The sequence below is a fragment of the Paenibacillus sp. PvR133 genome, assembly GCF_017833155.1.
Classification (GTDB): Bacteria; Bacillota; Bacilli; order Paenibacillales; family Paenibacillaceae; genus Paenibacillus; species Paenibacillus polymyxa_B.
Genome location: NZ_JAFIBS010000001.1, coordinates 424,626 through 442,294 on the forward strand (window position 1 = coordinate 424,626; position 17,669 = coordinate 442,294).

Below are 17,669 nucleotides of genomic sequence, written 5' to 3' on the forward strand. Positions count from 1 at the left end.
ATGTCATCCTCTCTGATTCCCTCTTCTAAAGGTGCTATCAGCAACCCGTGGGTCAAGTAAACTTTTTCATCCTTTTTTCATGTTATAACAATGAACAAACAAAAAAATCGTACAAAGGGGCAAGCACCTTATGTACGACTGGGCAAATAAATAACATATTTTCAGTTATTATTTCTAAAGCTGTAAAATACCACGTTCCAGCGAAACAGCAACAGCTTCCGATCTGGAATCAACACCAAGCTTGTTATAAATATTCGTTAAATGTGCCTTTACGGTACGCTCGGAAATTCCCATATCAAACGCAATTTCCTTACTTTTATAACCATGTGCAACAGACTTTAATATATACTTTTCCTTATCAGTCAGAACTAAGTTTCTTTCGTGTGACTCTATCTCAGCTTCTCTCTTATTCGTGGCAGCGAATACCCTTGCTGTTATTTCTGGCTGAAGCAGCGTTTCCCCCCTTAGCGCAGACTCAATAGTGCGAAATAAATTTTCTCGACTGGTATCTTTTAATAAATATCCTTTTGCTCCCAAAGAGAGTCCCTTAATCATTAAATCATCTTCGTTATAGGTCGTCAGGATAATGACTGGTGTTTCATTTTGTTTTTCTCTGAGGGCTTTCATGGTTTCCAAACCACTCATTTGTGGCATATATAAATCCAACAATATGACATGTGGCTGAAGTTCTTCAATCAATTTAAGAGCCGTTACACCTTCTCCGGCTTCACCAATAACCTCATAACTGTCATTGGTCTCCAGCACCAGCTTTAATCCTTCTCTAACTACCCAATGATCGTCGACAATTAAAATCTTGTATTTCATGATAGGTCTCCTTTAGTAAGAGGCGCCTCTATTTTTATAGCTGTACCTTCTTGAAATATACTGCTAATATTGATTTTTCCACCCAGTATCCGTACACGTTCATGTATACCTATTATTCCGTAATGCCCTGTTTGCTTGGCAATAATATCCGTATCAAATCCCTTTCCATCATCGCGAATCTCGATTTCAATCTTGCCTTCGTTATCTAAAATATTAATCCATACGGTATTAGCATGTGAATGCTTCGCTACGTTGGTTAAACACTCGCTTATAATAAACAATCCATGTTCGAACACCAGTCTGGGAACTGAAGCTTTAATTTTGATGTTGCGTATTACACGAATGCTCGTAGCCATTGTAAATCGCTGTATTTCTTCCTCCACTGCTTCTGCAAAATCAACTTCCGAGATGGTTTTCGAACGCAGATTGTCTATAGCTCGCCTTGAATCAGACAATGTTCTTCGCACTTGTGACATCGATTGTTGGACGATCTCCTGAGCTCTTTGCGTACTTCCTTTTGTCAGATGGGCATCAATGGCTTCAAGTTGCATGATTAGCCCAGCAAGCCCTTGAGCCAGCGTATCATGAAGATCACGGGCCATACGTTGTCGTTCGTTAGCAATTGTAAGTTCTTCGACCTTTTGATGTGCAATTTCAAGTTCTTTAAGAACGTTTTGCGTTCGGATTCGTGCTTTGACTTGTTTGAGAAAAAGAACGGCATAAGCTACTATAACAACTGCAATTAGAAAAAACAGCGGGATGAACAACACAAATTGCTTGCCATCATTATGCCAGACCACAGCCACACAAAAAAGTACATAGGAGATCAAAAATACAAGAATAACCTTAAGCGGCTTGTAATAAATGCCTATACTCTGACCCACCAAAACTGGCATTAACCCAACCAGTACAATGGAGAAACTTTCAGGTAGAAGAAATGCACTTGAAAAGATCAATCCCCCTTGCACAACAAAATAAGCCCATGAAAAATATTTTGCAACTCTTTGAGCATGCAAGTACAAGAGGATGTGCAATATGATGATTACAGTGAATAAGACACTTTGCGGCAGATTTAGACCGCTGGACAAATGTTGAAGAATGACAGACTCACTATAAATTATAAAAATCCATATTATAGTTAACACTTTTGAAATATCTTTCTTCTCAAATTCACCTTCACTTTCACTTATTTCTGGATCTAGATTTTGAATCTGTTCATTGAATACATCAATCATAATTCCCTCCTACAATTCTGAATTCGGCTTTTCAACTTATTAGAGACAACGCCGCTATGAGAGCGCCTGGTCCATTTAGTTTGAACAGAAATCATTTATATATTATTTTACAAAAAAACAAACAGAAAAAAACGTACACATGGGCAATATCATTTGTACGTTTGGGCATTAAATACTATTTGCTTTTTAAGAATCATCTTCATTTCGGTATAAAAGCTTAATGCTGACTCTCCTCTGCACGTTACCTGCAGCTTCATTGTCTTCAGCAATCACCTGCCACTGTCTGCCGATGAGCCCTTGTAAAGTATCAATTTCGATAGGATCAAGATACAGATTTTTCAACGTGATCCCATCTTGCTCATAATCGCGATCTAGGGCTCGATCCAAACGAAAATAAAGCAGCCTTTTCAATCCATTGATGTGTAAAAACTTAAATTCATAACCACTAAGGATCGCTTCTTCCCACTCGTCTCCTATGTCTTCTGCCGTTTGACAACGTTCTTTGAAATCCATTGTTTTTTCTTTAACCTTGTCGAGCAAAGGAGTGAAATCCTGTTTTTTGATACATTCAATGATGACGTCTTTTGGTTCACCACTCGTACATAAGTTCTCGATCAGAAAGGCCACTGGGATGGACAATTTCACTTTACTCATTGGAGTATACTCCTTTACTCAAGCAGGAATTGAACCAAGCCACCACTTGTTCAAAGTTATCCACACGAAGGGACGGTTTACCGCTCTTTAGCAATGAATGATTGGACCCGGGATATCGAATGAGGCGTGTTATTTTACCCAACCGCTTAAGAGCCGTAAACAACTCATCCCCTTGGCTAACAGGACAGCGCAGGTCTTCCTCGCCGTGTAAAATCAGCAACGGAGTTTCAATGCTATTTACATGTGCCAATGGGGATTTGGACCAGAGTAGCTCAGGATCTTCCCACGGGTTAGCCCCAACGATTCCCTCTGTGTAGGAAATACCAATATCGCTCAAGCCATAGAAGGAGAGCCAGTTGGAGATGCAGCGTTGCGTAACGGCAGCTCGAAATCGGTTCGTGTGAGAAATGATCCAGTTGGTCATCAGGCCGCCATAACTGCCGCCAGCCACCCCGAGCCTGGTTTCATCTATACAATCAAACTGGCTCAGCACAAAGTCCAAGGCGTCCAGCAGATCACGATAATCTCCTCCCCCAAAGTCCCCCCGGCAGGCCTGAGCAAAATCCTGACCATAACCAAAGCTACCGCGCGGATTGGTCATGAGCACGGCATATCCCTGCGCAAGGAGCGTCTGCATTTCATGGCTATACGTGCCGGTATACATCGCATGGGGTCCGCCGTGAATTTGTAAGATCAAAGGAACCTGATCCCCCGGTACCATTCCGGCCGGTTTGAAAATCCATCCTTGTACCTTGAAGCCATCCGAAGCCTCAAACCAAAACGTCTCTGGTGAACTCACTTGCAAGGAAGCCATATGATCGTCGTTATGGTGCGTAAGTCGCTTCTCTTCCCCTGTCTCCAGATTCATTTGATACAGCTCGCCTGGCCGGTCCACATCAAGTGCAGCAAAAACCAAATAGCGGCCGTCAGCAGATAGCGTGTACTGATAGATATCTCTATCACTTCCGCCAGTCACCGCTTGAACATCCCCGTCCATTGTGATGCGGTATATATGAACAGCACCCTGCAACGTCCCGAGCACATACATCGCTGGCTTCAATCGTGCAGGAGCATATAACGGAGATGGAGACGGACCAAATGATTTCATATCGCTTAAGGCGAAGTTGCCGATTTGCATGTCTAATTCAGGAACCAATAGTTCCGGGGCTCCCCCCGTAACAGGCACGGTGTATAGTCGATTCTGGCTACCACTTCCATAAATGCGATCACTGGCGATCAGAGTCAAAGATTTGCCGTCTGGGGCATACGAAAATTGGCTAATCGCCAAGCTGGAATCCGTAACTTTCACCAGATTACCGCCGTCGCAATCGATCGTATACACATCCGAAAACGAAAGCATGTCTGCATCCTTCATGTCGTCGTCTACACGTTTGGACAAGAAGGAAATCTGCTTGCTGTCCGTGGACCATACAGGGTAAGATGCATTCCAAGGTCCCGACGTTATTGGCGTGATCCGGCCGTTTTCAAGCTCCAATACATATAAATGACTAAATAGACCATTCCACCAGCCCGATCCTTCAGCTTTGGGAGTGGTACGATCCACGATACGTCCCCGCTCACCGGATTGCTTGCTATATTCCTCAAGCCCCATGGCTTCCCGCTCAGCGTGTATACTCACCATACTTGTGAATACAATATACTTTCCGTCCGGTGACCAGACGAATGCACCCACTCCCCGCTTCACCTCCGTCTGCTGCTGTCCCTCTCCACCTTCAGCCGGAACCGTCCATAGCTGTTTGCTTCCATTCGCCAGACGTAAAAAAGCTAGCTGTAATCCATCGGGTGACCAAGCTGGAGCCGAATCCTTGTGGCCACCGGTCAACGGCTGATCGTCGTTCCCAAGAAGGGATGCGACACGGATGTGTGTTTGGTAGTCATTCTTTGGGCGATCTATGCTTTTATTGACGTAGGCAATCGTTCCATCGGGGCTTATTGTGGGATCACTGATCCACTGATATCCGTACAAATCCTCCGGTACAATTGATCGTTTATTCATGAGTAGCCTCCTTTTTTTGGTTAACGCCTACTTCCAAAAGTTCATCTATTCGTGAGCCACCTGCTCATGCAGGGGAAAATGACAGGCAGCAATATGTCCTGGAGTATGCTCTTCGAGCAATGGACTCTGTAGTCGGCATATCTCTTGTGCATAGGGGCAACGCGTGTGAAAAGTACAGCCCGAAGGCGGATTGGCAGGATTGGGGATTTCCCCCGTCAATGTGATCCGTTCTTTACGCAGCCTCGGATCAGGAACAGGCACTGCCTCAAGCAATGCTTTTGTATACGGATGTTGCGGTCTTGCAAACAACTCGTCACGATCTGCAAGCTCCACGATTTTGCCCAAGTACATCACCGCGATGCGGTCGCTAATATGCTTGACGGAGGGCAACCCGTGGGCAATAAAAATGTAGGTAAGCTGGAACTGCTGCTGAAGCTCCTTTAACAAATTCAAAATCTGAGCCTGAATTGACACATCCAGCGCGGATACAGGTTCATCACAAACAATGAGCTTCGGTTTCATAGCCAGTGCTCTCGCTATGCCAATCCGTTGACGCTGCCCGCCACTGAATTCATGGGGATGCCGATCCGCTAAATGCGCGCCTAACCCTACCGTTTCCAACAGTCGAAAAACTTCAGCTTTAAGCTCCTTGCCTCTAGCAATCCCGTGTACCTGCAGCGGTTCCGCGACGATATCAAAAACCTTCATTCTTGGATTTAAAGAGGAATACGGGTCTTGAAATACAAATTGTAAATCTCGTCTGACTTTACGGACTTCTTCGTCTGTTAAATCAGACAGGCTTTGCCCTTGAAAACGAATTTCGCCTGCCGTGGGTTCTAGCAGTTGTGTAATCATTTGTCCTGTTGTTGATTTGCCACACCCTGATTCCCCTACAATACCTAAGGTTTCTCCTGGCATCACCTTAAAGCTCAAATCATCAACCGCCCGTACATAACCGCTCTTTCTGGAAAACCAGCCCTTGTTCATCGGAAAATATTTCTTGAGCCCATTCACTTCGAGAAGCGGTGTTTTCTGTGCTGTCTCGTTCATACTGACACCTCCTCCATCCGTAAACATCTGACATAGTGTCCTGGATTCTTAGCCTGTATTTCAGGATGAATCCTTGTGCACTGTTCCTGGGCATAAGGACAGCGGGGATGAAATGGACAACCACTTGGCATCTGCATCATATTAGGAACGGTACCGGGAATGGAATCCAGCCATTCTCTCTGTTCCGTAAGCTTAGGGAGTGATCCTAGCAGTCCGATCGTATAGGGATGGCCCGGCTTTTCGAACAATTCAAATACGTCCGCTTCCTCGACTACTTCCCCGGCATACATCACGACTACCCGGTCAGCCATTTCCGCGACGACACCTAAATCGTGGGTAATAAGAATGATGCCTGTATTCTCTTCCTTGCTCAGCTTGTGGATTAAATTCAAAATTTGAGCCTGTATCGTTACATCCAGAGCCGTCGTCGGCTCATCAGCGATGAGCAGTTTTGGCTGGCAGGCCAAGGCCATTGCGATCATCACCCGCTGACGCATTCCTCCCGACAACTGATGTGGGAAATAACCTACCACTTTCGACGCGCCAGGTATACCTACCCTTTCCAGCATCTCTATACTTTTCTGCCGTGCTTCGGGTTTGCTCAGCTTCTGATGCTGCCGGATGACCTCACTGATTTGGTTGCCAATCGTAAATACAGGATTCAACGAACTCATTGGCTCCTGAAAAATCATGGATACCTCGTTTCCCCGATATTTGCGCATTTCTCCCTTGGACAATTGGAGCAAGTCTCGTCCTTCAAGCAGAATCTCCCCGCCCACGACTTTACCTGGTGCTGCCACTAAACCCATAATAGACAAGGAGGTTACACTTTTACCGGAACCGGACTCTCCAACAATAGCTACTGTTTCGCCTGGATTCACAGTGAAGCTGACACCGTTGACCGAAGGAACGATGCCATCCTCCGTTTTAAAGTAGGTTTTCAAATGATTCACTTCAAGCAATCTCGTGGTCATCTTTTCCGATCCCCCGCTTTCTGCTATTCTTTCGCTTTCATATGGGGATCTAACACGTCGCGAAGCCAGTCACCTAGAAAAATGACGCCCAGGACTGTGATGGTAATCGCCAGACCGGGAAACGTTGCCACCCACCAGCTCGTGGCTATATACTGTCTCCCATCGCTCAGCATGCCACCCCAGGACACTGCCGGCGGTGTAATCCCTAACCCGAGGAAACTAAGAGAAGCTTCCATAATAATCGTCGTTGCTACATTCATACCGGAAATGACGATAAACGAAGACAGGACATTCGGTAAAATGTGCTTCAACAAAATCCTACTATTTTTAGAGCCAATCGCCTTGGCTGCTTTAACAAAGTCTCGTTCCTTGATACTCAATACCTCGCCCCGGACAACTCTCGTATAAGAAACCCAATTTGTAACGCCAATGACGAAAATGAGCGTAGTCATGCCAGGCCCTACCACGGCCAAGACAACCAGCATCAGCAGAATAGCCGGAATAGCCAAAAAGGCGTCGGCAACTCTCATTATGGTGGCATCCACCCATTTACCATAAAACCCGGCGAGGAGGCCGAGTATTGCGCCAATGGTGCCTGAGATCAGAACTGCACCAATACCGACGATAAGCGAAACTCTCGCTCCATATACGATACGACTCCACATATCTCGTCCTAGGTTATCTGTACCAAGCCAATGTTTCGGCAATCCACCATCCAGCCACATAGGCGGTTTCAGACGGTTAAGCGGGTCAATTTCCGCAGGATTGTGACTGGCCAGCATAGGGGCACATAATGCCGTTAAACTAACGAGCAGTAAGATTACTGCGCCGACCGTTCCGGTTTTACTTCGTAATAGTTGCTTCCATATGCGTCCGATACCGGACGGTTGTGTCTGCTTTTTGCCATCCAGGTTTAGATCTGGACCAAGGGCTTGTACATCATGAATGCCTGCCACGCTTCCCCCTCCCCTCTCTAGTTGTATTTAATCCTTGGATCAAGCAGTCGGTAAACGACATCGGTTAAAATATTGCTGACCACCACAATAAAGGCAATCACAAATACAGCAGCCTGAACGATAGCCATGTCGTGCGTATTCACAGCGACGACAAGTAACTGTCCCAAACCCGGCCATGCAAATACCGTCTCTGTAATCAGTGTACCTCCGATCAAGCTCGTAAATTGCAAGCTCATAATCGTAACGACCGGAATCAATCCATTGCGGAAAGCGTGTTTTCCGATAACCACGATTTCTAGAATCCCTTTACTTCGGGCTGTTCGAATATAGTCCTGATTCAAAATGTCCAGCATACTGGAGCGAATGAGTCGGGTCATCTGTGCAGAAAGGCCGACACCCAGTGTAAAGGCCGGGAGTATTAAATGATCCATCCCGCCCCGGCCGGACACCGGAAGCATCCCTAACATGACGGAAAATAATAAGATGAGCATAATCCCCATCCAAAAGTTAGGCATGGCCTTTCCGACTACGGATAAACTGGAAATGATTAAATCGGTAAAGGTATTCCGTTTGACTGCTGAGATGACGCCCAACGGCACAGCAATGATGACCGCAAAAATCATGGCGGCTACTGCCAATTCAAAACTGGCAGGCAGCCGTTCCAATACTAACGGCAAAGCCGATTCACCATAGCGAAACGAGGTACCAAAATCTCCTTGTAAGGCACTGCCAATAAATTTAATGTATTGCGTATATAAGGGCTGATCTAGCCCCAGCGCCTGCGTTAACACTGCACGATCCTCAGCTGTAGCGGTCTCCGGCAGCATAAGCGCCACAGGGTCCCCGGTTACCCTCACCAGGATGAATACAATAAGGGAGACAATCAACAGTACAGGAATAACCTGAAGCAGTGATTTAGCGATATACGTTTTCAATCTGTCACCTCCGTAACCAGCAGGCTTTTTTTAAAAGGACGGGCAGGAACCTTCATTGAGGTCCCCGCCCGTTCATTTCTCATCTTTATTTAGCAGGTGTAATATCCTCTGCATAGAACATTTCATCGCTTCTCGGTTGGAAGTTCACACCGTTACCGGTGCCATAAATCCCTTCCATTTGGAACAAATATACGGCTGGACGATCTTCAGCCAAAATCTGTTGCACTTGCTGATACTCTTTTTCACGCGAGGCTGTATCCAAATTCGTCAGCGCATGCTGCAGCAGCTTCTCTACCTTCGGATTGTTATAATCCGTTTCGCCTTTTGCCTCTTCTACCAGATAGCGATTATAGTTGTTGGAAGCATCAAATAGAGAATTACCAATGCCGATCATAAACATTTCTTTGAAAGATTTGGAACTGTAACGCTCACTGAAAGCACTTGGCTCCAGCACGTCCAATTTAATGTTGAATCCTTCTTTATTTAACATGGCGGCTACGACCTCGGCATACTCTTTGTATATTGAGGATACTGAAAGGGTCAATGTCGGGCCTGCGCCAGCATAACCGGCCTGCTTCAGCAGTTCCTTGGCTTTAGCCGAATCATATAATGTTTTCTCATATAAGGAAGGATCGGCACCAAAGTTGCCTGGTGTAACGGAAGTACGGGTTACAATCCCAGCACCGCCTGCGATGCTGTCTACGATTCCTTTTTTATCAATCGCGAGATCTATCGCTTCTCTCACTTTGGAGTCAGCCGTAATACTTCCCTGACTTTGACGTAAAATCAATTGCAGCACACGCTGGATCGGAGCCTTAACGATTTTTTTACCCTCTTCGCCTTGAACACGTTCTATATCCGTGGAAGGGATACCAGATGCAATGTCAATCGAGCCTGCGAGCAGTTCAGATACACGCGTAGAGGCTTCTGGAATGGAGCGGAAGACAACTTGATCCCATTTGGGCTGACCTTCGTAATACTTATCGTTTTTAACGAGTACCACCCGGTCATCCTTGATCCATTGGCTAAATTTATAAGGGCCCGTACCTATCGGATTCTTAAGGAATGCCTCTATCCCATTTTTCTCAATATACTTGGAAGGTAAGATGCCAGCTCCCATTTTGGATAAACGATTCAACAGCAACGGATCAGGTCCATCGGTGATGATGTCTGCCGTATGTTCATCTACCACTTTCACTTCTTTGATATTTTTAAAGTAGGAATTTTGTTTGAGTGTGTTATCCTTTGCCACTCTTTCTATCGTGTACTTCACATCTTCGGCTGTGAATGGATCACCGTTATGGAAGGTTACCCCTTCGCGCAGATGAAAACGCCAAGTGGTATCATCTACCTTTTCCCAGGAAGTAGCGAGTCCAGGTACTTTCTTTTGCTGACTATCATTTTTCAATAAGTAGTCAAATACGTTAACCAGAACAGCTTCACTCGCCGTATTGTTATTGTTATGTGGATCAAAACTTTCAATATCCGTAGCATTAGCAATTGTCAGTACTTTACTGTCGGTCGATGTTGCGCTGTCTTTACTATCGCCTGTGGATTGGGTACCGCAGCCTGCCAGGATCATCGCAGCAATCAGTAACGTAATCCCGCCTCTAAACCACTTATGTCTATTCATCTTGTCCACTCCACTCCATTAAGGTTGTATATTGCCACACAGCTGCATTTGAGCGTCTTAATCCCAATTTTATGTTGTCTTCAAAAAATTCAGCGCGATGGCCGACATCATGGCTACCCCATAAGGCAGTACCATTTCATCTAAATCAAATCTGGGATGATGTAATGGATAGCTAGTATCTTCATCACCTCTCCCACATCCCAGCCGGAAAAACACGCCGGGTACCTGCTCACAATAAAAAGCGAAATCCTCCCCGCCTGTTGACGGTTTGATGTAGTCCCACTCCTTGGAGCCAAACAATTGCTCACTCGTTTCCGTCATCAGATCGACCATATCCGGGTCGTTCTGCACAACCGGGTAGCCCTGCTGATAACTCAGCTCATATCCAGCTCCGAACGACTCACATACCCCACGGACCACCTGTTCGATCAGCTCAGGCATCCGGTTACGCAGTTCCGCAGATAGGGTACGCACGGTACCGATCATCTCTACTTCCGGTGCAATGGCCGCTCCCATATACCCGCCACTAATTTTGCCAATCGTAATGACCATGGTTTCAAGGGGATCAACCATACGACTTGAAATGTTTTGCAGGGCAGAAATAACCTGCGCGGACACGGCAATGGCGTCTATTCCCTCATGTGGACGGGCAGCATGACCGCCTTTGCCTAGAATCTTAATGGTTAAGCTATCTGCCGATGCAAAAGCGACCCCTTTGCTGACCCCCAGTGTTCCTGTCTTCAGACCCGGGAACATATGTAGTCCTGCCATCGCATCCACTTTTGGATTCTCCAATACACCGTCATCGATCATAGCCTTGGCCCCTGCCAAACCTTCTTCAGCCGGCTGAAAGACAAATTTGATATTTCCTCTTTCAGGTCGCTCCAAATGAGCAAGTAACTGTGCAGTTCCCATCAGTATGGCTGTATGGGCATCATGCCCACATAAATGGGCCTTACCTGGGATCTCCGAACGATAGGGAACCGTTTTTTGATCCTGAATCGGTAATGCATCCATATCTGCCCTTAGACCGATGGTAGGCCCTGGGCTTTTTCCCCGTAACAGAGCCACAACCCCGGTTTTCCCTACCTGGGTTGTCACCTCCAACCCGAGACTACGCAAGTGCTCGGCTACAATGCCCGATGTTCGAATCTCTTCATAACCCGTTTCAGGATGGCGATGAAAATCCCTTCGCCATGTGATCAATTGCTCTTGAAGTGGTCTAGATAAAGCCAAAAGCTCGTGTATGTTCATGTTTGCACCCTCCCCACTCGAATCGTATTCTTTTCTGTATGATATCGTTAGCCTTTTGCAACCACTCTTGCATAAATGGCATCTGCGGAATGTCCGATATGATGCTTCATCATTTCCCGCGACTTCTCAGCATCTCGTGCCCGAAGTGCACTCAAAATTTCTGTATGGACGTCGTAATTCACCGTCCGAATCTGATCATCATAGGGCATGAGATCAAGTGCCGGGTTAATCTTGGTGCGAATCTGCCTAACCGCATCTTCACAAAATGGATTGCCAGATGCTTTGGCAATGGCCAGATGGAATTTAACATCCAAGGCCCGAAACCATTCTCGGGTACAGTCCGCTTCAATACTCTGTTCCAGGTAATGCTGAAGCAGGTCCAGTTCATCCGTGGTGATCCGCGCAGCCGCTAAAAAAGCCCCCTCCGGCTCCACAATCATCCGATATTCAAAGACCTTCAGCATGTGCTCCCAATCTTTTGCAATTTCTTCCCGGGTACGTTTATGAGAGTTTGCTGTCACTGGAAGAACAAAGGTCCCTCCCTTGGCACCTACTCTCTTCTCAATGAGTCCCTTGGATTCCAATTGAGATAACGCCTCACGAACTGTAATTCTACTGGCATTAAATATTTCTGCGAGTTCCCGTTCTGTCGGTAGTTGCTCCTCGCTAAGCAATTCCTTTAAAATAATAGCCTCTTCCAACTGCTCTCTAATAAAATCACTCACTTTTTTAGCTGATACTTTTTCAAAGCGCAGAGGAGTTTGGATTAACATATGAACACTCCGATCATAAATCTTTAAGGTCTAAACCTTATACCATTGTAAAAAACAAAAAAATATAAATCTGTTGTTATCATAATACCTAGTAAACCTATATGCAATACTTTTTTTAAAAATATTTATGATGCTTTCGAAACAATAAAAAGAAGCAGCCCCTTACAGAGCTGCTAAATCTTTGGTTATCCTTATGCATCATATAAAAAGCACGCAACAGGTTATCCTGTGCGCGCTCGGTCATTCTCTATTTCTCCTCCAACTCATCCGGTACATCGTATTTATTGATATGTGAGGTCATTGCTGCAACTGCTTCGCTGGCATCCGTCGTGGCCGGCACTTCTCTAACCACATCATCCGTCTGGTCACGAAAATTCAAACGGTCTGCCTCGACTACTTTCTGTTGATTTGGTTTCATTTTTCATATCGCTCCTTTCTTATTCCAGTACCTGATCTCTTTCCGTTAACGTGTACAAAGGTACTTCCCGTTCCTCTTCTGGATGGTTCAGCGCATAAATGCGTGCCGTCTCACTCTGCTCGTTCACATGCTGAATATAAATGGGTAACCCATCACACAACACATTCGCCATTATGGAAGAGGACGCTATTTCTTGCGCTCTTTGAACATTCACTTAGAAAAAACCTCCCTTGCTAAGTAGAGTTCCCCCTTACTATGCACGAGGTAAATATTTGTTATACACATTTCATGCCAACATGTTTTTCATGATCATGAAAGGATATCATTTGAAAAAATAAATATTATTGTTATTATGGATTGAGAGATTCAGTGAAAACTGCGATCTTAATTGTAGAGAAAAGGAGTAATGATGAATGTTAAACATATTAATGGTTAACTTTCCGGCAGAAGGACATGTAAACCCTACGATCGGGATGACGCAAGCCTTTGCAGCACGAGGGGACCAAGTACATTACATTACAACTGAGAAATACAAGGACAGACTCGAAGCCGTTGGAGCGAAGGTTCACCTGCATTCTGATCTGGTCAGGACTGCTTCCATTAATACCAATACTTCGGCAGGACTGAACGCATTTATGAATATCCATATCCAGACTTCAATGGACATCTTAGCCATTACCCAGCAGCTGTCTGAAAGCATTGATTTTGACTTTGTATTCTATGATAGATTCGGAGCTGGCGAGTTAGTTAGAGACTATTTGAAAATCCCTGGTATTGCTTCCTCCCCATCTTTTCTGATTTCGCAGAATCGGATGGCTACCAATCTCTTTCGCTCTAATAGAAATGAGCCGTTTCAACTTGATGAACAGGCCACGACCTCACTGCAGCTCATGAAAGAAAGGTTCGGTGTTGCTCCCAAAAATATGGTTCAATTTATGAGCAATACAGGGGCTTTGAATGTTGTATATACCAGTCGATATTTCCAACCAGACGCTGACAGCTTTGGTGAAGAGAATCTCTTTATTGGTCCCAGCTTCCCAGAACGCAAAGGGGAAAATTCATTTCCTTTGGACGCACTACAAGATAAAAAAGTTCTGTATATTTCGATGGGAACGGTTTTGGATCATGTTGAGGACTTTTTCAACACCTGTATTGAAGCTTTTTCCGATTTTGAAGGTATCGTCGTGATTGCAGCTGGCGAGAAAGCTGACTTTACGAAAATCAATCCAGCCCCAGAGCACTTTATCATCTCGCCCTATGTTCCCCAATTGGAGGTACTACGTCATTCAGATGTATTTATTACTCATGGTGGAATGAACAGTGTGAATGAAGGGATTCACTTTAATGTACCCTTGGTTGTACTGCCTCAGGACAAGGATCAGCCCATGGTCGCGCAGCGGTTAACAGAACTTCAGGCTGGCTATCGAATAACCAAAGACCAAATCAATGTCCAATCGTTAAGAGGTGCCGTAGATGAGGTAATGTCGAACGCGGCGTATAAAGAGGGCGTACAAAAAATAAATGATAGCTTCCAGCAATCTGGCAGTACAGAAGAAGCCCTCGCAAAAATTGATGCCTATCTTCAAAATAAGCTTGTGTAAATCACACGATTACAATTCTACAAAAAACAGGAGCCCTGACCATCAATGGTCGGGTTCCTGTTTGTCATGCATTTCCTATGTGGATATATCCCACTTCTGAAACGAAGCAATCGTACACTTTCCGCTCGCGAACGCTCGAATGCCCGTAGATTCCACTCCCGGATACACTCTTCCTGTGAGGACGTATTCACCATCGCCGATGAATATTTCCACCGAGCTTTTATCGACAAAAACCCGAAGCTCCAGACGGCCCTCGTTTAAGTCCAAAGGCACTCTTCTCTCTCCTCCTGGGCCTATACCAGCACGTTCACGGTTGAAACGGAACAGACCGTCATCGGGACGATACGACAGTACAGTCTCCTCTTCGCTACCCACCCGCAGTTTTAAACCGAATTCATCGGTGTTACTGGCCTCAAACTCAAATACGACCTTCAGTTCGTAGCTATCTCCGCGCGTGTCCATAATCTGCTCACCTGTCAGTAAGATATCCCGCTGCTCGAACAGATTGCATCGGTAATTCTTTACCTCTTCAAGCGGACGGAACAGCAGCCTGGCGCCGTCGATAACCACTTCCCGCGGAAGACTCATCGCACCAGCCCAATGGTGCCCCTGCTGGGTCGGCATCTCCGACTCCCACATATCCATCCATCCGATGACGATACGCCGCCCTTTATCATCCAAGGTTGACTGTGGGGCATAGAAATCGAATCCGTGATCCACCTGAGCATACCTCTCTGCCGTAAATGTTCCGGCAGCGGAATTGAAATCACCTATACCGTACATGGTGGAATGCAGATTGCGGTAAGCCTCCCCCTGCGCAGGCATGCGCTGCGGGGACAGCATAAATACGTGCCGACCACCGAGCGGGAACAGATCCGGGCACTCCCAATTATCGCCGAAGCGTCCGTCACTCACGGCTAGTACATTGACATACGTCCAGCTTTTCAGGTCTTCAGAACGGTAAAGCAGTACAAGTCCGTTCCCTTTCGCATCATTAGAACCGAGAACGGCGTAATATTGACCTTCGTGTCTGAACACCTTAGGGTCACGGAAGTCTTTACGGCTGATCGTGTCCGGTATGGCGTCATAACCGATGACCGGGTTGCCCTCCCACTTTTCGAACGTTACTCCGTCTTCTGATACTGCGATTCCCTGCGACTGCTTGTAATCCTGATCTTTGTCAGGCCCGGTTACAACATGTCCGGTATACATCAGGACAAGCTTCCCGTCCTGCTCAATCGCACTGCCGGAGAAGCAGCCATCCTGGTCGAACTCACCGTCCGGTGCCAAAGCGATCGGCAGATAATCCCACTTCATAAGATCGCGGCTGACTGCATGTCCCCAGTGCATCGGTCCCCATACTGATTTATACGGGTAATGTTGATAGAACAAGTGATACTGCCCGTGATATTGAATGAAGCCGTTCGGATCGTTCATCCAGCCGAATTCAGCCATTAAGTGGTAGTTCAGGCGATAATCCGGCCGAAGCATATGCTTCGATTGGGAAATAAATTGATCTGCACGCTCTCTCGTATACGCTTTAGTCTGTTTGATAAAGCATCCTTCCCCTGCAGTTATTTAATCGAACCTTGCATAACACCCTGAATAATATACTTCTGGGCGAACAGATAGATGATAATGATCGGAAATATCGTCAGTACCAAACTTGCCATCAATGGACCATAATCCACTGTATAGGTTCCATAAAAGTTGTACGTGGACAATGGAAGTGTCCTTTGCTCCGGATCGACCAGAATGAGGGAAGGCAGCAGAAAATCATTCCAGATCCACAGCACATTGAGAATGGAAATGGTGGCCGTCGTGGGCATTAGTACCGGAAACACGATCCGGAAGAATGTCTGAAACCGCGTGCATCCGTCAATTAGCGCCGCTTCCTCCAGTTCCTTTGGAATACTCTTTACAAAACCATGATAAATGAAGACGGCCAGCGAGCTGCCAAAACCGATATACATGTAAATCAGCGACCACTTACTGTTCAGCAGATCAAGAGACCCGTAGATTTTCACCAATGGAATCATGATAGCCTGGAATGGAATGATCATGGATGCAACCATCAACATAAATGTATATTGGTTGAACTTGGTGTTGTTTCTGACAAAATAATGAGCCGTCATCGCCGCGAACAGTGAGATAAACAGAACACTTAACACCGTTATGACCAATGAGTTGGTAAAGGCAGCGATGTAATTCATTTTATCGAATGCATTCATATAATTGACCATACTGAAGCTCTCTGGAAGCGATAACGGATTTGAGGTGATGGCCATGTTTTCCTTGAACGAATTGATCAGCAGAAAGACGAACGGTACGATGAACAATATGAGTATGACTGTCAACACAATGAATTTGATCACGGAGGAAGCAACTCTTTTTCTTGCCATTACGCCTCCACCTCCAACTTCTTGCTAAAATAAACCTGAAGCAGAGTGATGAGAGCAACCATCAGGAACAACACGAATGCTTCTGCCTGCCCCACACCATAATCACGGGAAAGGAATGCCTTTTCATACACATGCATCGACACCATTTGAGTACTGCTGAACGGCCCACCTTTCGTGAGCGCAAGGTTCACGTCATAGACCATAAAACCGCGCTGCAAGGACAAAAATATACATACGATGAAAGAAGGAACCATCAAGGGCAGCACCATTTTCCGCAGTCTGGTCCAGCTGTTCGCCCCATCAATGCTTGCGGCCTCCATAATATCATTCGGCACACCCGTCAATCCCGCGATGTAAATGACCATCATGTAACCCGCGTTCTGCCACACGGTTACAATCACGAGTGCCCAGAACGCTTTGTCGGGATCAGCCAGCCAAGTCGTGCTGAGCGACTGTATGCTGGCATGTTGTCCCAAATAGACAAGCACGTTGTTGAATATAAACTGCCATATAAAGCCGAGTACAATGCCGCCGACAAGGTTGGGCAGGAAAAATCCCGCTCGGAAAACACTCTGTCCTTTTAACCCTTTAGTCAGCACATAAGCCAGCATAAAAGCGATCACATTAATAAGAACAACGGTATAAAACACATACTTGAGCGTCAAGCTGAACGATTTCCAAAACTCAATATCTCTAAAAACAGCCAGATAGTTTTGGATGCCTACCAGCGATAGTGTGGTGGAAATACCATCCCAGTTTGTGAACGTCAGATAGATGCCATACAAAAATGGAATAATCATTACCGTTATGAAGGCAAACAAGGTTGGGCCGGTAAACAGTAGCCGCGTCCGCAGCCGGTTCCATACTCCTTTTTCCGTAATCATGATGATCCCTCCCTTTGTTCCGGGTTTCTCTCTCTATTCCAGGTAATTTGAAAATAAC

17 protein-coding genes are annotated in these 17,669 nt (G+C 45.8%); 1 reads left to right on the forward strand and 16 read right to left on the reverse strand.

The genetic code is table 11. The features are described from left to right. Positions 1–174: 174 nt before the first annotated feature. The 13 genes from JOE49_RS01950 to JOE49_RS02010 all read right to left on the reverse strand — a co-directional run bounded on the left by JOE49_RS01950 (position 175) and on the right by JOE49_RS02010 (position 12,938). Positions 175–825, reverse strand: a complete 651-nt coding sequence (locus JOE49_RS01950) for a response regulator (protein WP_069080157.1) — start codon at positions 823–825, stop codon at positions 175–177. After that, positions 822–2,060, reverse strand: a complete 1,239-nt coding sequence (locus JOE49_RS01955; protein WP_028541767.1) for a sensor histidine kinase — start codon at positions 2,058–2,060, stop codon at positions 822–824. Before JOE49_RS01955 ends, JOE49_RS01950 begins: the two co-directional genes overlap by 4 nt. A gap of 186 nt (positions 2,061–2,246) precedes the next feature. Further along, complete coding sequence (locus JOE49_RS01960; RefSeq protein ID WP_028541766.1) at positions 2,247–2,714, reverse strand: hypothetical protein; 468 nt, start codon at positions 2,712–2,714, stop codon at positions 2,247–2,249. Then, positions 2,707–4,731 carry a S9 family peptidase gene (locus JOE49_RS01965; protein ID WP_160789026.1) on the reverse strand — a complete coding sequence of 675 codons (2,025 nt, stop codon included), beginning with the start codon at positions 4,729–4,731 and terminating at the stop codon, positions 2,707–2,709. Before JOE49_RS01965 ends, JOE49_RS01960 begins: the two co-directional genes overlap by 8 nt. 45 nt (positions 4,732–4,776) lie before the next feature. Beyond that, positions 4,777–5,781, reverse strand: coding sequence for an ABC transporter ATP-binding protein (locus JOE49_RS01970; protein WP_053326145.1), 1,005 nt, complete (start codon positions 5,779–5,781; stop codon positions 4,777–4,779). Next, positions 5,778–6,755, reverse strand: coding sequence for an ABC transporter ATP-binding protein (locus JOE49_RS01975; RefSeq protein WP_023990421.1), 978 nt, complete (start codon positions 6,753–6,755; stop codon positions 5,778–5,780). Before JOE49_RS01975 ends, JOE49_RS01970 begins: the two co-directional genes overlap by 4 nt. Before the next feature lie 23 nt (positions 6,756–6,778). After that, on the reverse strand, positions 6,779–7,711 hold the full coding sequence (locus tag JOE49_RS01980; RefSeq protein ID WP_160789027.1) for an ABC transporter permease subunit: 933 nt from the start codon (positions 7,709–7,711) through the stop codon (positions 6,779–6,781). A 17-nt stretch (positions 7,712–7,728) separates the two neighbouring features. Further along, positions 7,729–8,646 (reverse strand): ABC transporter permease, encoded by a 918-nt coding sequence (locus JOE49_RS01985; protein WP_023990423.1) that lies wholly within the window; start codon positions 8,644–8,646, stop codon positions 7,729–7,731. A gap of 85 nt (positions 8,647–8,731) precedes the next feature. Next, complete coding sequence (locus JOE49_RS01990; protein WP_160789028.1) at positions 8,732–10,279, reverse strand: ABC transporter substrate-binding protein; 1,548 nt, start codon at positions 10,277–10,279, stop codon at positions 8,732–8,734. Between the two features lie 69 nt (positions 10,280–10,348). Next, the gene (locus tag JOE49_RS01995; protein WP_028541761.1) at positions 10,349–11,533 is read right to left on the reverse strand and encodes a M20 metallopeptidase family protein; all 1,185 of its coding nucleotides are present in this window, start codon (positions 11,531–11,533) and stop codon (positions 10,349–10,351) included. Between the two features lie 47 nt (positions 11,534–11,580). Then, positions 11,581–12,306, reverse strand: coding sequence for a FadR/GntR family transcriptional regulator (locus JOE49_RS02000; RefSeq protein WP_023990426.1), 726 nt, complete (start codon positions 12,304–12,306; stop codon positions 11,581–11,583). 247 nt (positions 12,307–12,553) lie between these two features. Next, on the reverse strand, positions 12,554–12,724 hold the full coding sequence (locus JOE49_RS02005) for a hypothetical protein (protein WP_007432293.1): 171 nt from the start codon (positions 12,722–12,724) through the stop codon (positions 12,554–12,556). Positions 12,725–12,743: 19 nt separating this feature from the next. Then, entirely contained in the window at positions 12,744–12,938 is a 195-nt protein-coding gene (locus JOE49_RS02010) for an H-type small acid-soluble spore protein (RefSeq protein ID WP_023990429.1), read from the reverse strand. 199 nt (positions 12,939–13,137) lie between these two features. Between JOE49_RS02010 and JOE49_RS02015 the strand changes: the two genes are divergently transcribed. Further along, entirely contained in the window at positions 13,138–14,325 is a 1,188-nt protein-coding gene (locus JOE49_RS02015; RefSeq protein ID WP_209940483.1) for a macrolide family glycosyltransferase, read from the forward strand. Between the two features lie 75 nt (positions 14,326–14,400). Here JOE49_RS02015 and JOE49_RS02020 read toward each other — a convergent pair whose 3' ends face one another. From JOE49_RS02020 to JOE49_RS02030, 3 genes are all read right to left on the reverse strand, one after another. Further along, positions 14,401–15,816 (reverse strand): glycoside hydrolase family 32 protein, encoded by a 1,416-nt coding sequence (locus JOE49_RS02020; protein WP_209940484.1) that lies wholly within the window; start codon positions 15,814–15,816, stop codon positions 14,401–14,403. 83 nt (positions 15,817–15,899) lie between these two features. After that, complete coding sequence (locus JOE49_RS02025; protein WP_025723176.1) at positions 15,900–16,727, reverse strand: carbohydrate ABC transporter permease; 828 nt, start codon at positions 16,725–16,727, stop codon at positions 15,900–15,902. After that, on the reverse strand, positions 16,727–17,611 hold the full coding sequence (locus JOE49_RS02030; RefSeq protein WP_053326151.1) for a carbohydrate ABC transporter permease: 885 nt from the start codon (positions 17,609–17,611) through the stop codon (positions 16,727–16,729). The genes JOE49_RS02025 and JOE49_RS02030 overlap by 1 nt, the downstream gene beginning before the upstream one ends. Between the last annotated feature and the right edge of the window lie 58 nt (positions 17,612–17,669).